This is a genomic window from Shewanella violacea DSS12, from assembly GCF_000091325.1.
In the GTDB taxonomy this organism is placed as follows: domain Bacteria; phylum Pseudomonadota; class Gammaproteobacteria; order Enterobacterales; family Shewanellaceae; genus Shewanella; species Shewanella violacea.
Genome location: NC_014012.1, coordinates 2,534,050 through 2,550,998, shown reverse-complemented (window position 1 = coordinate 2,550,998; position 16,949 = coordinate 2,534,050). Strand labels below are relative to the sequence as shown.

Below are 16,949 nucleotides of genomic sequence, written 5' to 3'. Positions count from 1 at the left end.
ATTCTCTCCTAATGCACGTGTTTAGCGGCGTCTTTCATGATGTCCGCCTTCAATAAGTAGCTGTTCTTGGTGACATACTCGACATCACTATCCAGACCTGCCAGCACCTCGACATACACGCCATCGCTCTCACCTAAGCTCAGCATACGCACCTCGAAGGTATTGCCATGTTTGACGAAGACGGCGGGCTTATCCATAAAGTTCTGCAGCGCATCGACGCGCACAGCTAGAGGGACTTGCTTGATACGAGTCTCTATGTCGGCTTGAATATGCATCCCGGGGCGCCAATGACCCTGACGGTTATCGATAACGGCTCGCACCCGAGCGATATGACCTCCCGTCATCGTCGGCGCGATATAGCTGATGGTGCTGCTGGCTGATGCACTAGAATATGCGTCATTTATGTCACTCTGGGCGCCGTGAGCATTGCCATGATCATCTCCTATGGTGACTTTCTGACCCAGAGCTAGCCTGCTTATGCTCTTAGGAAAGGCTGACAGGTCGATCCACACGCGGGATAGGTCGCTGATGCGGATTAAGGCGCGGTTATAGGTGTTGTCCCCTAAGCTCAATAGCTGCTCGGTAATCTGACCCTTGGCCGGACTCTTGACCGCATAAGTTTGCAAGGTGCTGGAGTTACGTACAGTGGCGATGACTTGGCCCTTTATCACTGAGTCACCGATACTGACGTGTAGCTGCTCAATCACGCCAGAATAGGGGGCGTTAACGCTAAACTGTTTGTCGGCAATGGGCGCGACGATACCAAACAGGGTGTCGACGAAGGTGAGTTGTGTTGCCTTGGCAAGTTGAGTCTGTACACCAGACAGCTTGAGCAGTCTGTCATTGATCTCGGTGCGGCCCATGAAGTTATCATAATGCCAGTCGAAGATTTTGCCGTTAAAGCCGGCATCGACTTCGACTTCGAATGAGTGAGGCTCGACCACGCTGACCTCACTGACCAGATAATCATCTTCCGCGACAAAGCTGACCTTGTCAGTTTTGCCGCCGAGACGCGTGAGTAAGATCTCGAGTTGTACGTCATGGGGGGCGAGTGGTTCACCTTTATGGTAGGCATAGACCCGCATCTCAGGCGGAATCCCAGATTCGGCCATAGTGATCTCGATGGCGAACGCGCCACTTTGGAGTAATCTGCCACCGTGTGGGCCTTCGGGAGCATGCTCTTCTGCTTCCTTCTCTTCATGGCCGTGACCATGATCGTCACTGGCCCAGGCTAAGTGAGTCGGCAGCAGACTCGATAAACTAAATACCGATAAGGTGATGGCCGCAGCCATGAGTGCCGATGAAAGCCGATTGAGTTTAAATTTCATTATCTGTATTCCTGTGCCGCTAATGGCTTGATGTTATCGAGAGTGGCGGTCATAGATTGTCCTGTGATGCGTTCGAGCTCGAGTCGGCCTTGATAGACGCCAACTTTGGTCTCGATAAGCTCGCGCTGTAAGCTAAACAGCTCTGATTGTGCATCGGCCAGCAATAGCACATTGGCTTGACCGGCATGGTAGGCAGTTTGTGTGTCTTTAAGCAGTCGATTGGCTAAGGGGAGCAGACGCTGCTGAAGTCGTTTCGCCTGTTTGGCGTTATTGACCATGGTCAGATGGATTTCAAGCAAGGACAGCCTGAGTTGACTGCGGGCCAGCCTCTGTTGCTCCCTCGCGATCTCTTCCTTAGCGCGGGCCGCCATGATGTTGCCCTGATTTGGATTAGATAGCGCAATGGGCATAGAGAAGTTAAACATCAAAGCGCCGTCGTCGAAGCCATCATAACTACGGACCCCTAGCCCTAAGCTGATGTCAGATTGCGCCTTCGACTCCTCCATGCGCCGTTTGGCATACATGACCCGCTCGATACTGAGCAGTTGCAGGTATTGAGGCGCTGTCTCCATGGCATTGAGCACACTCGCAGCCGTAGGAAGGGCGTGCAAGGGGGCAAGCTCACCGGCGACCAGAGTGAAATAAGCTTCACTTGACCACATGGAGGCTAAACCGAGTCTGGCAAGCTGAGCCTGACTCTCGAGACCATATTGAATCGACTCTGAGCGTGATAGACGCAGGGCCATCTTGCTCACATCGGCTTGAGTGACAGCGCCTGCCTTGGCTCGTGACTCAATCTCGTTTAGGGCTTCTTGCTCGACGAGAATGCGCCTGGCATTCCAATCCTGCAGGGCCTGAAGACGCAGTACTTGATAATACCTTTGGGTCGCTTCAGCCAATAAATCCAAACGTGTCAGCTCATATTCACTGAGACTTTGACCTTGTTCGGCCCGAGCTAAATCTATCCTACGCTGACGTTTATCCCCAAGTTCGATGACTTGGCTTAAGCCTAAGGTGATTTCTGCGTTTTCGACTCCCTGCATCTCGCCTGAACCCAGAATGTTTTCAACTTCCAACGAAAACTCAGGATTGGGGCTGATCCCAGCCTGTAGAGTGAGGGCTTCACTGACCCTTAAATCATAGGGGTAGCCTTGTAGTTGAGGGTGGTGTAATAAGGTTTGTTCGAGCACCCAAGGCAGAGTAATTTCTCCTTGGGCTTGGTCTGTTTTTGCCAGACTTGAGTGTGAAATTAGGCCTGCAAATAGGCCAAACACACACAGACTCACAGTGGCCATGCCGCGTCGGCAGGCCAGGAGGGTGATCTCTTGGTATCTCTTCACGAGAATGAACTCCAGTTATCTCAGCTTGCTTAGCGCTTTCGTCGGCGATACAAGCTGAGTGACTTAACAATTAAGATGAAATTATGTTGTTAAAAGGAATTCAGGCGTGGGGAGGTGGAATAGGGGGGGCGTAACTTCTATTTTGATAGCTGACAAGAAATAGGCTCGCGCCTTGGACCCGATTAAAGTCGGAGACGAAGCTGTGTTCTATAGGGGGATGACAAGAGCTATGAAAATCGCCATCTTGATCTGATGACTCACTGGCCACTCTCGTATGGGAACAAGCGTGACCAGGTAGGTGACAGCAAGATTCTTGCTGCTCGATAGGCTGACTCGATACTGCTGCGGTACTTTGACCATTGTAGTGAATATCCGATGCTACACAGGTAGGAAATAATTGCGACAGAAAAACCACCAGTAAGAGTACCAGTGTCAACTTAGATTGTAAGATCTGTGTTGAGCTTTTCATATCGAACAAGTATTGCTTCCTATTGTTGAGCGCATAACTTATTAGCGAATAAACAAAGGCATCGAGCGCCGAATTAAGCCATATTAAACCAGACAAAGATTTTAATATCTAGCAACTAATCATTAAAAAAGGTCGATTAAGCGTAATAAATGATGTTTGCGTGATGCCGTTTTAAAAACTACATCAAATTGATGAATTCACATACCTGAGTGTCGAGCTTCTGAGCTAATATAATCGAATGAAATCTATGGCGTTATCGTGTGATAAGTCAAATGGAAACATAAGTTAAGCTATAGATTTTTAGCCAGCGAAGACTAGGGAGCTTACAAACATCTATGTGCTAATCACCTAGAAATTAAATCCTCTTCGCTTAACTGTGTTGCCAGTATGTGTTATTTATTAATATTGGAGTAACATATGTACTAGCCAATATCGCGATTAGAAGTGTAGATACTGTTTTACCAATAGATGTTTTGGCTGAGAAGACCTCAGGGTTAGCCAAATAAGCGAAGTAGCACGATGAGATAAAGGTGCAAAACGAGTAGTCTTATATGGATAAATTGACCGAAATACAAGTACCAGATCTATTATCGTTTCTATCGAATAACAGTCCTATGTTGCAATTGATGATAGACACCTTGCCTGTGCCTATCTTCTACAAAGATATTGCCGGAGTTTATCTTGGTTGTAATAAAGCCTTCGAAGACTTTATCAAGTTAACTAGGGATCAGATGATAGGTCGTAGCGTTTACGAGCTCTTTGACAAAGAGCTGGCCGATGTTTACCAGCAAGCCGATCAGGCCCTGTTCGATGAGCCAGGTATTCAGGTCTATGAGAAGCAGATCCGCTCAAAAGAAGGTGATGAGCTGTTCGTTAAATTTCATAAGACCAGTTTTTTCGATAAGGACGACAAGGTTGCCGGCCTTATTGGGGTTATTTTCGATATCACCGAGCAGAAAAGGCTCGAATCCGTGCTGACAAAGCAGGCCAGCTTTGATGATCTCACTGGGCTGTTTAATCGCCGCGAAGGATTGAAGCAGGGAGAGGTGATGCATAAAATCGCCTCTCGCGGTGAGGGGAATTTTGCAGTGCTGATGTTAGATCTCGATCACTTCAAGCAAGTAAACGATAAACATGGGCACTTGGTTGGCGATCGCGCACTGCAATTCGTCTCTAAAATCCTCACCGATAACAGTCGTATGTCCGATGTGCTTATTCGCTATGGCGGCGAAGAGTTTATGATCATCATCTCGGGGAGCAGCGAAGATGGCGCAGGGGCATTGGCCGAGTATTACCGAGCAAGTTTAGCCAATAACCCCATGATCTTAGACGATGGAACTGAGCTTAGATTGACCGTGAGTATCGGCCTGTCTTACTTTCGCCATCAATCTTTAGGTCAGCTGATCCATGAAGCCGATACTGCTCTATATGAAGCGAAACGCAGCAACAGAAATACCGTGTGCAGTTTCTAGCGCCGCCGGTTCAATTCACAAAGCACTCCCTACAATAAAATACTATTCACTCACCTCGCTATCATGTGTCCTGAAAAGGGACTAACGCTCTGTGCATTAAATGATACCTAGCTCAGCCTCATGTAACCGAGAGTTGCTCGGTCAAGACCTCGGCGAATATGCTGGCGGAGCGCTTAGTTATCCTGTCTTGGGCCTGCAGCATGCCGACGACTCTTGGAGTGATGGCCGAACTCAAGTCAAATGACTGCAGCGGCTCTATGCTAGACAGTGACGCGAAGGAACTTGGCAGTATGGTGAAGGAGCGGCTGTTACGCACAAATGCCAGGATACGAATGATGGAGTTGAGCTCTGTGATCTTATTAACCGAAATATGATGCTCGAGAAAGTATTTATTCACTATCCTGCGGGTTTCGAAATGATTGGGTAGCAATATGGCCTTAAGATCGTGTGCTTCACCCTTTAACAGACGTTTAGCCGAATCAGCCTGTGACAGTGAACAGATAAGGCTCCATTTTTCTTTGAATAGCTGGGTAAAGGCCAAATTCTTGTAAACCGGTCCATGGGCGAAACCTATGCCGATATCCAGTTCCCCTCTTTCTACCTTAGTGGTTATCTCATCATTAGACAGCTCCTCGATACAGAGGGACACATTGGGACAAATACTGTCGAAGGCCAGAGCCAGATCTTGAGCATATAAGGCATTTACGGATTGGATCACACCGACTCTAAGGGTTCCCGCCACACCTGATTCTATTTCGGCAACCGCATCTTTCATTCTATCGACGTCATTTAAAATATGGGTTATCGACGCCAGAACCAGGCTACCGGCTTCGGAAATTTCGACGCGTCTGCCCACTCGGTTAAATAACTTAGTACCGAGTTCATCTTCCAGCTGCTTTATCTGATTAGACAGTGCTGGCTGTGAGATACATAAGGCGTCGGCGGCCCGATGAAAGTGCTGTAGCTCGGCTACCACCTTAAAATAACGAAAATGTCTGAGTTCCATTCATGCACCATTGATAGTTTTTACTTATCAATATGGTAATAATTAAAAGTTATTTCTGCAATCTCTTATCTGCGAGGATGCTTCCAACGAAACAGAGTCACACCAGATTAAGGAAATATCTATGACGACTAAGAAATTCAGTTCAGCAGATTTCGGTGAAACCAAATCGAGTTTGCAAGCGCATCTACCCCCAGTATTAGCCCATAAAGCGGTTGAGAAAGACAATATCAGCAACACCTTTTCCAAAGAACGTAAGCACCCGGTGCATATCGTCAACTTGCCGAGTAACTCTATCAGCATGACAATCGGCGGCTTGTTGCCTGGTGACAGATCTAATCGTCATCGCCACAGCTATGAAACCTTGGCCTATATCCTCGAAGGCGAAGGCTACTCCATGATTGAAGATCAAAAAATCGAATGGCAGGCCGGTGATGTTATCTATATCCCTAACTGGGCCTGGCATCACCATGTGAATACCAACCCAAGCTCTCCGGCTAGATACTTAGCCTGTGAAAATGCCCCCATGTTACAGAACCTTGGCCAATTGGCTATCAGAGAGGAAGCATGATGAATAAGACTTTAGAATTGACTGGGATCATAGGTTATCCCATCACGCCTTTCTCTGACGTCACTGGCACGGTTAATATTTTGCAGCTACACAGCATCATAGATGGTCTAATTTCGTCGGGATCTAGTGCCATAGCGGCATTGGGCAGCGCCGGAGAAGGGGCGTATCTGGATACTGGTGAATGGGAAGAAACGGCATTAGCCACCATACATTATGTAGCGGGTCGGGTTCCGGTTATCATAGGTATTTCTGAGCTGACCACCCCAGATGCCGTAGCTCGGGCTGTATTTGCCGATAAGGCGGGGGCGAGAGCCGTCATGGTATCGCCTATGTCTTATTACAAGTTGAGCGAAGATGAGATATTTGATCATTATCAGGCCATATCAGACGCGATCTCTGTGCCTATCATGGTCTATAACAATCCGTCGACCAGCGGCATCGACATGTCACCGGAATTTATGTGCAAGATGGTCAACAGTATTACCAATGTGACCATGGTCAAGGAAAGCAGTGGTGACATTCGCAGGATGCATAAACTGCATATGCTGTCTAATGGCACGCTACCTTTTTACAATGGTTGTAACTACCTGGCCCTGGAGGCGATTAATGCAGGGGCTAAAGGCTGGTGCAGCGCGGCGCCGGTATTGATAGGCGATCTGCCTAAGCGATTGTTCGATAGCATCAAGAGTGGCGACAATGACAAGGCGAGAAAGCTCTTCTACCAGCAGATCACTTTTCTGGAGTTTATTGTTAAGCAAGGCTTGGCCGCGAGTATCAAGGCAGGCTTGAAACTTCAAGGAACCGATATGGGATCGCCCAGATTGCCCCTAAAGGACTTACCCGCAAGGGAACATGTGGCCTTAAGAAGAATCTTGGTAGACCTAAATCGATGTAATTAATTCATCACTATGATAAATACCCTGCCTAAAACATAAGCTATTAGGTATTAATTATCACTATATAGGCATATAGAGCCATCAAACTAATTGATGGCTCTATATTTACAATGCCTTGGGACCTCATTAATGGAGCTATTAGCCATGACATCAGATCTGCTATCGACCGCTAATCTCAAAATAATCAAACAACTGAAACAGCCGGATAAGCCTAAATCTCTGCTCCAGGCTTCGGGACTGTCGCAATCGGTATTTATTGTGGCGGCGGAGAATTTATGGCGAAAAGGGCTGTTATGCGGCGTGGTCCATGATGGATGTTGTCAGAATGCCTGTGGTCAGGCTTGTGTCTCTTATATGAACATGGAAAGAAGCTGGAGCCGAATAAAAACTAGCCGTTAATAGTCTGGTTATCTGTGGCACTTTCTCTGTGATATATGCGGGAGATAAGAATGAAGCTTATCAATGAAATGTTAGCATTAATGTGCTAAATCAAAGTGATTCCATAAATTGTACTGGGGTGATTTACCTGCTTTATCCTCCCATGTTACCCTCATCTTAGACTGATAAATTTAGCTAGACTAGTCAGTAGAATCAGCCTCAAAAAACACTCATATAAATAGAAAAGCAGACCTATCAATGACAGTAATGTACAGCTTCGCAGAAGGCACACGTTCAGAAACAGATCTATTAGGCTCAAAAGAGATCCCCAATGATGCTTACTACGGCATACATACCCTAAGAGCGGTAGAAAACTTTAACATTAGCAATGAGAAGATTGGCGATTGTGTCGAATTTGTCCGCGGCATGGTTAAAACCAAGAAAGCGGCCGCTATGGCCAATGCCGAACTTGGCACCATACCAAGTGACATCGCCGACTCTATCATTAAGGCCTGTGATACCTTGCTGGCTACCGACAAGTATTACGCACAATTTCCAGTTGATGCTTTTCAGGGCGGCGCGGGAACATCGGTCAACATGAACACCAATGAGGTCATTGCCAATATTGCCCTAGAGCAACTTGGTCAGCCTAAAGGTGCCTATAGTCATATCAATCCAAACGATCATGTGAACAAGAGCCAAAGCACTAACGATGCATATCCTACCGGGTTTAGGGTAGCCTTGTTCGAGCGCACTAATACTGTGCTTGAGGCTTTATCATTACTGATAGATACCTTGCTGGCTAAGTCTGAAGAGTTCAGCGATGTATTGAAGATGGGCCGTACTCAACTGCAAGACGCCGTGCCCATGACCTTAGGCCAGGAGTTTCGCGCTTTTGGGATCACGCTTAAGGAAGAGATAAAAAGCATCAAACGTTGTCAGGAGCTATTGCTAGAAGTTAACTTGGGCGCAACGGCTATTGGTACCGGGCTCAATACTCCAGATGGATACTCAGCTCTTGCCATTACTAAACTCGCCGAGATCACCGGCCACGCCTTTGTGCCCGCCGAAGACTTAGTCGAAGCAACATCTGACTGTGGCGCCTATGTCATGTTATCGAGCGCATTGAAGCGATTTGCCATTAAGCTGTCTAAGATCTGTAACGATCTACGCTTATTGTCATCGGGACCGCGCACAGGTCTTAATGAGATTAACTTGCCAGAGATGCAGGCAGGCTCGTCCATTATGCCGGCCAAAGTGAATCCTGTTATCCCAGAAGTGGTTAATCAGGTAGCCTTCAAGGTCTGTGGTAATGATCTCACCATCACTATGGCTGCAGAAGCGGGGCAGTTACAGCTCAACGTTATGGAGCCTGTCATTGGCCAATGCCTGTTCGAATCTCTGTCTCTACTGCAAAATGCCTGTCTGTCACTGAATGACAAATGCATTAAAGGCATCACGGCAAATCGTGAAGTTTGTCAGGAGTTTGTACTTAACTCCATTGGCATCATTACCTATCTTAACCCCTTCATCGGTCATCATGAAGGTGACATCATAGGTAAAATCTGCGCCGAAACCGGTAAGAATGTCCGTGAAGTCGTTTTGGAAAGAGGCCTGCTTAGCGAGGTTGAGCTGGATGAAATATTTTCAATCGAAAATCTGATGAATCCAAAATACAAGGCGAAGCGCTTCAACAAGTAAGGCTAACTAGGAATTGATATTTAGATATTTAGGAATTTAGATATTTAGGTATGTAATCTTAGTTTAGCGGCTCGTTTAAAATTAAAGCCCGTCAAGATAATTGATGGGCTTTATTCTACTAAGACTAAGACTAAGACTAAGACTAAGACTAAGACTAAACTAGGTCTAAGACTCATAAGAGTAGGCCTGACTAAATATTCACAAGACTGATGCCATCTAAGTGCTGCTAGAGTAATAGGGTGAGTAAGATTGAACTGAGTCGCAGGATTGGCGAATAGACATTGACGTAAAAGTTGAAATTAAGATAGCAAATAAACAAAGCGGCCTGAGCCAAGTGATCTAAGATCGGCTTATTTTATGGCAGCAGTCGTCTATCCATGGAAAACTCGAGCTCTAGCTTAGTATTCATCATGTTATCGAAAGCGGGATGCTCGACATTGAGCAAAAAGTTACGTTCCCGAGTCACTATGCTAGAGGGGACACACAGAGCCAAACTGACTTGACTGTTTAACCATTCATCTCCCACATCGGCCGTATCTGCAGGCGCTGGGTCTTCTTGCCAATTATGGGGCAGGGCATCCTTGTCCAGTAACATGATATCTTTTTCATCCAACTCTACAGCAAATAAGGTGTAATGATTGATTTGCTGGGCATTATCTAAATGAACCAATATCTCTAAAATAGCTAAAGACTCGGAGCCTGCCAGATAAACACAGGACTGGCCGCGACTATTCCAGCGCCCACCGAAGAGCCTGGCGCCTTCACCATCGAAGGCATTGCTGGCCCATTTTTTCTTCACTATGCGATAGGCGGTGATCATGCAAATACACCGTGCTCTAAGCGGCCTATTAGATTCAGCACCGCCTCAGTTTCTGCCGAAGTCGACAGCATATCGATAGGACGCTTGTTACCCAGACCACGTACTGGGTTTCTCAGCCAGCGAGTCGCATCATCACCTTCACCCTCAAACAGATCCAGCGCTGACTTATACACTTCGGCGAAACGATACAGCCTGTCACTCTCGTCACGATTGAATTTTCCCGCCTTGGCACGGCGTTGTAAGGTCGCACTGGCGATAACCGTGGCACTGGCAAGCTCAGACTTTTCTATGCCGGAAACTTTAGCTAGATTGCTATAGACCTCGAACGGCAGCCCAGTATGCAGCGCCTCATATAAGCTGGCACCGCGAGCTGGAACGCCAACAGATTGCCAGAAGCCGATGACTTTATTGCTTGCACTCGCCGGCGTAAACACATTGGTAATTGCCATCTTTAGCTCCTATTAATATCTGCTGCTTATATCATTTGATACATTAAGTGTATATCATTTGATGGTTATTGTGTACCGAGTTCCATGGGAATAACGCATTCTAGTGACTGGCGCTAAGACTTAAGTAAAACTTCTACAGACAAAGATTGAATATTGATGACAAACTAATTAGGATCACGGTATCTGATTTTGACCAAGACTCACACGAATGACCCAAGAACTGTTTATCGAGCTGCCTCTCTCTGACTCTGAGACTCCTATCACTGAAGATTCTAGCAAGGATCTGTATTTTATCTTCGATTCCCACTGCCCATGGAGCTACGCGGCCACACCTTTGGTCAACGCACTTCATGAAGCTTATCCTGAGATGAACATCCACCCACTGCATAGCGCACATTACAATGGCACAGACAGTGCGGGCGAAGAGCAGATGGAAGATGTTGCAAGACTCACAGGGCTTAAGTTCGGCAGGGATCACATTCGTTACGTCAACAGTCCTAAGAGTTCTTTCAAAACGGCAAACCTGATGGGTTGGATGCAGAGCAAGCAGCCTAAGAAGCAATTGGAAGTGGTTAACTTTTTACAAAGGGCACATTTTGTCGAAGGTAATCCACTGGATACTAAACATGATTTCAATGACGTCATTGAAAAATTCAAGTTATCCCCCTCAAATAAAGTCTTTAAAGATAGCCTAAGTAGCGAAGCCGAATTCGTATTATCGGATATCGCCGAGATTCAGGAGATGATAGGCACTAAGGCATTTCCGGCTATGGTGATTATCATCGGTGAACAAGGCATATTTGTTGACCACTCTAAGTACCTAAGCAATCCACAAGGCGTGGTTGCAGAGGTTGAGAAAGAGATCGCTGCGCTTAAATAGCCAGACAGACATATATTAAAAAAAGCAGGGGCTAACAGCCGCTGCTTTTTTTTGCTTGGCCAAAAGTGCTATCCATAAAAAAAGCGAAGTCACTGACTTCGCTTTAAGACTCGCTGGTGGAATTACCCCCAGATGTTATAGACGACTAAAAATCGTAGTTCACGCCGATCATGACACTACGCCCCATAAGCGGCGAGTACTCTTTCAGTAGCGAAGTATGTGGCCTGGCATCTTGATCGAGTAAGTTATTGCCTTTCACATAGAACATCATATCGCCATTTTCTGTAGCAAAATGATAGGTCACAGCAGAATCGACCAAGGCATAACCTGCCGTATCTGTCTCATTTTCGGCGGTATCTGTCTGTTTAGCATAAGCCATCACACCCACATCGGCATGCCAGTCCTGGAGATCAAAGTTCAGTGTTGAGCCAAAACGCATGGGTGAGATAAGTGGTAAATTGCCACCATCGACCAATTTTCCTCGGGTGTAATCACTGAGTAGATCCAGTGACCAGGTATCGTTAAAGGGTATCTTGGCTTGAGCTTCCACCGAATAGAGTTCAACATCGCCTTGGGTGAATTGATAGACAGGTAGATCTCCCTCTTCACCAATATCCGAGGCAACTAGGCCGGTATCTTTTTCGTAGTAGAAATCATTGACCCTGTTATAGGCCAGACTCAAAGACCCAGTCCAGGCTCCCTCTAATTTTCTCAGGGTGAGATCTATGTTATTGGCGATCTCCTTGTCGCTAGTGTCGCTGTTGGGAATGACATTGCCATTTTCAATCATGAATTGAGAGCCCACTTCGAAGCTTTGCGTCGCATCGTGTGCACCAAAACTATAAAGCTCTTCGGCGGTGGCCGAGCGCTCGGCTCTTTCGAAGGACAAGCCTAAGTTGTAGGCGGGATCGAAATCCCAGACAATACCAGCTGAAAGCGTCAGATTGTTATCACTCACGCCTTCGGGCTGATAGTCTTGTGTGCCAGCTAAGGTTTGTAGCTTCATAGAGTTAGGGTCTAAACGATAATGCTCTATGCGGCCACCGAGTTCGATGCGAAAGTCATCAATTCTTCGTTCTTGAACGATAAATGCGGCAACAGTATCGGTTTTACTGTCTGGGGTCAGTGCCTCTTCCCCTCGAACAGAAAAATCTCTATGAATGGCGTGAAGACCCATGACCCCTTGCCATTCCCCCCAAGGTGTATTGTTTACACTCAAACGGGCTTCACTTTGCTTATTGTAGAAAAAGGTATCAGCGACGCCATCTTCCTGCTCGGCATGTTGGTAATCGGTATAACCAGCGTCAAAGCGCAGTTTACTCACCCCGGAGAATGGATCTAACAGGCCAGAATGAAGTTGCCATGCCGTTTTTTTCAGATCTATGGTGATGTCAGGATCGCCTTCCACCCCGCGGCCAGGAATACCATAGTTAGATTCAGTACGAGCCCCTGAGATACTGATAAAAGAGTCATCACCTGTGTAGCCGACACCGGCGGCGTAGTCATCCAGTTTTAGCTGACTATTGGCCAGTGAACCGTGAGTTTTGCTCTGATTTTCAATGGCATTACCGGCAATATCGAAGTCATCTGTCTCGCGATGTGTACCGTCTAAATGCCAATTGAATTTACCGTTACCGCCATTTAGCTCACCATTGACGGTGCGGCCATTATTGCCTGTCACATAATGGGAACCAAAGTTACCGGATAACTCATCGACAGCTCTTTCATCGACGCGGTTATTCACCACATTGACGACGCCACCAATGGCACCGTTACCATAGAGTAGCGATCCAGGTCCCCGCAGAAGTTCGATTTGCTGCGCCGTTCCGGCTTCAGTAGTAACCGCATGATCTGCCGATACCGTCGAGGCATCTCCCACGGAGAGGCCATTTTCTAACACTAGAACACGAGGACCACTCATGCCGCGAATAATGGGGCGGCTGGCACCAGCACCAAAATGAGAAGCTTGCACACCGGGGAGTTTCTCCAGCGTGTCTCCTAGACTTGGGGCGATATTTAGTTTGAGTTCATCTGCTGTCATCACGCTGATTGGCGTGGTGCTTTCCATGGCTGAGCGCAGAAAAGGTGATGCGGTGATCACAATGTTTTCCATCATGATCTGCTCCAGTGAAATATCTTGGGTCACAAAACCTGTGGTTATCTGTAAATCGTGATCTGTATGCCTGAAGTTGTCATCACTCACATGGAGATGAACATGACTGTTGTCGGCGATAGATAACTTGTATCGACCTTGAGCATCACTGGTTGTCTTGTTGCCACCGTCGATACTCACATGGGCGCCTGGAAGAGGAGTGCCATTATTATCGGTAATTTGACCTTCTAGCTGAGCCGCCATTACAGGTGAACAAGTGCCAGCAACCGCTAGCGCTATATATGATAGAGCAAGTTTCATCGTGCCTGTCCTTATAGATAAGCAAAAAATAGTATTTTTAAATGGATTTTGGGTTTGCTTAAGGACTAGAAGGGAGGGGCACGTACATTTAGGTTGCGCAGCCAAGGGAGAGAAGGTTGCAGATACACAGGAGGCGCAATACTTTCAGCTTGTTGCTGACAGATAGGCGGCATGATGACCGTTGTCGGGCCAGCATTGTGTTCATGGTAAACATTACTGTATATACAGTGGCTGTCATTGTGTTCTAGCGCATGCTCGGCAGCATGGGACAGGGTGATAAATTGCAACACAATAAGCCACAAGCCGAACACTAGCCAGAGGCTATTTTTAAGAGGTTGGGATATCCGATTTGTCATTATGGTTAACCCGATCTCCTCTTATGCTCGATTAGCCGCTAAATAATAAGTTTGCTAATTGTATTCAAATATGGTCTCAAGTTACTCTGCGTCGTAGACAAATGCAAAGCTAAAAAACAGGATTAAATGTCAAATAAGCTTAGATTAAGCCCTAGGTAAGCAAATCTTTATCTGTATGTGTGAGTGATTTAGACATCAGACTTAAGTGCTTTTTATTCAGTGGTGCAGGGGCCGACAGGCCTATTTTGAAGCGGACTTCGTGTTTGAGGGGATAAATGTATGTTACTGCATGTTATCTCTATGTTCGCAGATGTGCCTTTGTGATGCGCATCACACTTTAAACCTGTGATAGTTAATTAGCTCACAATAATATTAGGCGTGTCGGGGTTTAATGGTTTCATCCAATTAGAAACTAGTGAACCTATCCTGCAATGAAAAGTGACACGAGTATTTTCAACCAGCCTAAACCATTTAAGATGATCTTTTTCATCGAGCTCTGGGAAAGGTTTGGTTATTACGGTCTGCAAGGGATTTTAGCCGTTTATTTTGTCGAGCATCTTGGTTATAGCCAAGAAGAAGCCTTCGTAACCTTTGGTGCATTCGCGGCCTTAGTGTTTGGCTTAGTGTCGATCGGCGGTTATGTGGGCGATCATGTTCTGGGGACTAAGAGGACCATGCTTTTGGGGGCCATGGTGTTGGCGGTGGGTTATTTCATGATGTCCATGTCGATTCAGCATCCCGGACTTATATTCTATGCACTGGCTACTGTCGCCGTGGGTAATGGCTTATTTAAGGCAAACCCGTCCAGCTTATTGGCCAAGTGTTACGAGGAGAACGATACTCGTCTCGATGGCGCTTTCACCTTGTACTATATGTCGATTAATGTGGGCTCTCTGGTAGCCCTGTCCATGAGCCCAGTTATTGCGGCCGAATATGGTTATGGGGTGGCTTTTTTGATCTGTGGTCTGGGTCTGATAGCGAGTCTGCTAAGTTATCTGGTGTTTCGCTATACCGTACAAGGCATAGGTTCAAAGCCTGATAATCAGCCGCTGAGCTATCTCAAACTATGTATCGTGCTACTCGTGTCCGTGGCAGCAATATTCTTGTGTGCTTGGCTCATGGTTAATATCATGATGGCTAATATCGTACTGGGTTTGATTGGCATCACTGTGGTAGGCGTTTTTATGAAAGAAACCATGGCTGAGACCGGCGCTGCTCGAAAACGTATGATTGTGGTGTTCGTCTTGATGCTGCAAGCCATCATCTTCTATGTACTCTATGCTCAGATGCCGACATCTCTTAACTTCTTTACCATCTATAATGTCGATACTCAGGTAATGGGCTTTAATATCAACCCCGTTAGCCTGCAGGCGTTAAACCCATTTTGGGTGGTCTTGTGTAGTCCCATACTCGCTTTCCTTTATATGCGCTTTGGTCAACAGGGGCGCGATCTGTCTATGCCGGCTAAATTCACTTTAGGCATGTTCATGTGTGCATTTGCCTTCTTGATTGTTGCTGCCGCAGGCACCTACTTTGCCGACGCGCAGGGCATGGTCTCTATGGGCTGGATGGTATTAGTGTATCTGTTTCAGAGTCTGGGTGAGTTGCTTATCAGTGGTTTAGGTCTAGCCATGGTGGCCAGCTTAGTGCCCCAACGTCTTATGGGATTCACCATGGGCGCCTGGTTCCTGACACAAGCGGCATCTTTTGTTATCGGTGGTTACGTGGCCACTTTCAGCGCCGCTCCAGAGAATGTGACCGACCCACTACTGACTTTGCCTATCTACACTAAACTGTTTTTGGAGATAGGTCTGGTGGCCTTAGTTGTCGCCGTTATCATGGCTTGGATGGCACCTAAGTTGACTAGGATGATGGATGATGAGCAAACTGGCGACAGTGATGCCTTGGTGCAGGCAAGCTAATGCTTGTGTTCTGGGGTAAGTCCTCTTGAATAAAAGCTTTAGATAAAGCGTCTAAACGAAAACGCCTCCATATGGAGGCGTTTTGCTTTTGTCCGAATGCCTGTCTGCACAAACAAAAATGCCTTCGACGCTTAATGGGGTCGAAGGCATTTTTTAACTGTGTATATTCGAGATATCCAGATCACTGCACCAACGTATTAGCGGGGCAGTAAACAGATACTAGTGATTGATTACACGAGGAAGCTCTTTAGCATGAGCAACCCAAGCCTGAACCTGTGTCAGGGCTGGTAGCTGACGTACTAGAGCACGTTCGTCGTTGACTTCTGTCATCTTAACATGCAGGTTTTCAGCATTACGTTGAGCCAATTCTGGGACAGTGTCTACGCCGGAGAACTCGAGAAGATCGGCATATTGTGTGCTAACACCCTTGATGCGAGATAAGTCTGCACGGTTAACCCAGTTAAGTACCAGCTTTTCACTGATCTCAGTCTGCTTAGCAATTTCTACGCGTCCTTTCTTACTTGCGCCTTTATCCATTAGATCTGCAAGCGTCATAATACCTACGGCTTCCAATTTTGCAGAATAAGCTGCTCCGATCCCTTCAATTTCAACTAGCTTGGTCATATTTCTGTCCTTGTATGGAGTTGTCATTATTTGACAGGACATATTAAACAGACTTAACAGATGAATTCTGTGAACCAGCACATAATTTAACAGTAAAAACCCCAAAAATAGCCGATATTAGAATAAGCAATGTTAATCATGTCAGCATGTTAACTGTATTTGTAGCGCAATCTGGTGGCATTTTAATTAAGTTCGACAACTAAGTTCTTATTCAGATATGACTCACCATACTCGTGGAAACAGTGAGTAGGCTAGGTCTTAAGTAAGCTTATCTTCTGGATTTTGGGGAGTGGAATGAGTGGCAGGACCGATTTCAATCAGCCTTAT

The 16,949-nt window shown here is 46.4% G+C and carries 16 protein-coding genes; 7 read left to right on the top strand and 9 right to left on the bottom strand.

The genetic code is table 11. The features are described 5' to 3' along the window. Positions 1 to 8 precede the first annotated feature (8 nt). From SVI_RS10425 to SVI_RS10415, 3 genes are all read right to left on the bottom strand, one after another. Positions 9 to 1,328: an efflux RND transporter periplasmic adaptor subunit gene (locus SVI_RS10425; protein WP_041419866.1), complete on the bottom strand. Its 1,320-nt coding sequence runs from the start codon at positions 1,326 to 1,328 to the stop codon at positions 9 to 11. Next, a complete protein-coding gene (locus tag SVI_RS10420) occupies positions 1,328 to 2,668 on the bottom strand; it encodes a TolC family protein (protein ID WP_049791065.1) in 1,341 nt (446 codons plus the stop codon). The genes SVI_RS10425 and SVI_RS10420 overlap by 1 nt, the downstream gene beginning before the upstream one ends. Positions 2,669 to 2,768: 100 nt before the next feature. After that, a complete protein-coding gene (locus SVI_RS10415; protein ID WP_231847713.1) occupies positions 2,769 to 3,137 on the bottom strand; it encodes a hypothetical protein in 369 nt (122 codons plus the stop codon). A 551-nt stretch (positions 3,138 to 3,688) separates the two neighbouring features. Between SVI_RS10415 and SVI_RS10410 the strand changes: the two genes are divergently transcribed. After that, positions 3,689 to 4,609, top strand: coding sequence for a GGDEF domain-containing protein (locus SVI_RS10410; RefSeq protein ID WP_013051494.1), 921 nt, complete (start codon positions 3,689 to 3,691; stop codon positions 4,607 to 4,609). A 118-nt stretch (positions 4,610 to 4,727) separates the two neighbouring features. Here the strand turns inward: SVI_RS10410 and SVI_RS10405 are convergent, their stop codons facing one another. Beyond that, positions 4,728 to 5,615: a LysR family transcriptional regulator gene (locus SVI_RS10405; protein WP_013051493.1), complete on the bottom strand. Its 888-nt coding sequence runs from the start codon at positions 5,613 to 5,615 to the stop codon at positions 4,728 to 4,730. A 121-nt stretch (positions 5,616 to 5,736) separates the two neighbouring features. Here SVI_RS10405 and SVI_RS10400 point away from each other — a divergent pair, with 121 nt between their 5' ends. From SVI_RS10400 to aspA, 4 genes are all read left to right on the top strand, one after another. Then, on the top strand, positions 5,737 to 6,183 hold the full coding sequence (locus SVI_RS10400) for a cupin domain-containing protein (RefSeq protein ID WP_013051492.1): 447 nt from the start codon (positions 5,737 to 5,739) through the stop codon (positions 6,181 to 6,183). Beyond that, positions 6,180 to 7,082, top strand: coding sequence for a dihydrodipicolinate synthase family protein (locus tag SVI_RS10395; protein ID WP_197532044.1), 903 nt, complete (start codon positions 6,180 to 6,182; stop codon positions 7,080 to 7,082). The genes SVI_RS10400 and SVI_RS10395 overlap by 4 nt, the downstream gene beginning before the upstream one ends. 141 nt (positions 7,083 to 7,223) lie before the next feature. Beyond that, entirely contained in the window at positions 7,224 to 7,478 is a 255-nt protein-coding gene (locus tag SVI_RS10390) for a hypothetical protein (protein ID WP_157608686.1), read from the top strand. 237 nt (positions 7,479 to 7,715) lie between these two features. Further along, positions 7,716 to 9,158, top strand: a complete 1,443-nt coding sequence (aspA, locus tag SVI_RS10385; protein ID WP_013051489.1) for an aspartate ammonia-lyase — start codon at positions 7,716 to 7,718, stop codon at positions 9,156 to 9,158. A 355-nt stretch (positions 9,159 to 9,513) separates the two neighbouring features. On the opposite strand, the gene SVI_RS10380 is transcribed toward aspA, so the two are convergent. Then, positions 9,514 to 9,978: an RES family NAD+ phosphorylase gene (locus SVI_RS10380; RefSeq protein ID WP_013051488.1), complete on the bottom strand. Its 465-nt coding sequence runs from the start codon at positions 9,976 to 9,978 to the stop codon at positions 9,514 to 9,516. After that, positions 9,975 to 10,427: a type II RES/Xre toxin-antitoxin system antitoxin gene (parS, locus tag SVI_RS10375; protein ID WP_041419865.1), complete on the bottom strand. Its 453-nt coding sequence runs from the start codon at positions 10,425 to 10,427 to the stop codon at positions 9,975 to 9,977. Before parS ends, SVI_RS10380 begins: the two co-directional genes overlap by 4 nt. A 208-nt stretch (positions 10,428 to 10,635) precedes the next feature. On the opposite strand from parS, the gene SVI_RS10370 reads away from it, so the two are divergent. Beyond that, positions 10,636 to 11,307, top strand: coding sequence for a protein disulfide-isomerase (locus SVI_RS10370; RefSeq protein ID WP_013051486.1), 672 nt, complete (start codon positions 10,636 to 10,638; stop codon positions 11,305 to 11,307). Between the two features lie 145 nt (positions 11,308 to 11,452). On the opposite strand, the gene SVI_RS10365 is transcribed toward SVI_RS10370, so the two are convergent. Together SVI_RS10365 and SVI_RS10360 are read right to left on the bottom strand one after the other, a co-directional pair. Further along, a complete protein-coding gene (locus SVI_RS10365) occupies positions 11,453 to 13,720 on the bottom strand; it encodes a TonB-dependent receptor (RefSeq protein ID WP_041419864.1) in 2,268 nt (755 codons plus the stop codon). 65 nt (positions 13,721 to 13,785) lie between these two features. Then, positions 13,786 to 14,076: a hypothetical protein gene (locus SVI_RS10360; protein WP_013051484.1), complete on the bottom strand. Its 291-nt coding sequence runs from the start codon at positions 14,074 to 14,076 to the stop codon at positions 13,786 to 13,788. Between the two features lie 431 nt (positions 14,077 to 14,507). On the opposite strand from SVI_RS10360, the gene SVI_RS10355 reads away from it, so the two are divergent. Continuing rightward, positions 14,508 to 15,998 (top strand): oligopeptide:H+ symporter, encoded by a 1,491-nt coding sequence (locus SVI_RS10355; RefSeq protein ID WP_013051483.1) that lies wholly within the window; start codon positions 14,508 to 14,510, stop codon positions 15,996 to 15,998. Between the two features lie 219 nt (positions 15,999 to 16,217). Here the strand turns inward: SVI_RS10355 and SVI_RS10350 are convergent, their stop codons facing one another. Next, positions 16,218 to 16,622 carry a DUF4332 domain-containing protein gene (locus tag SVI_RS10350; RefSeq protein WP_041419863.1) on the bottom strand — a complete coding sequence of 135 codons (405 nt, stop codon included), beginning with the start codon at positions 16,620 to 16,622 and terminating at the stop codon, positions 16,218 to 16,220. Positions 16,623 to 16,949: the final 327 nt, after the last annotated feature.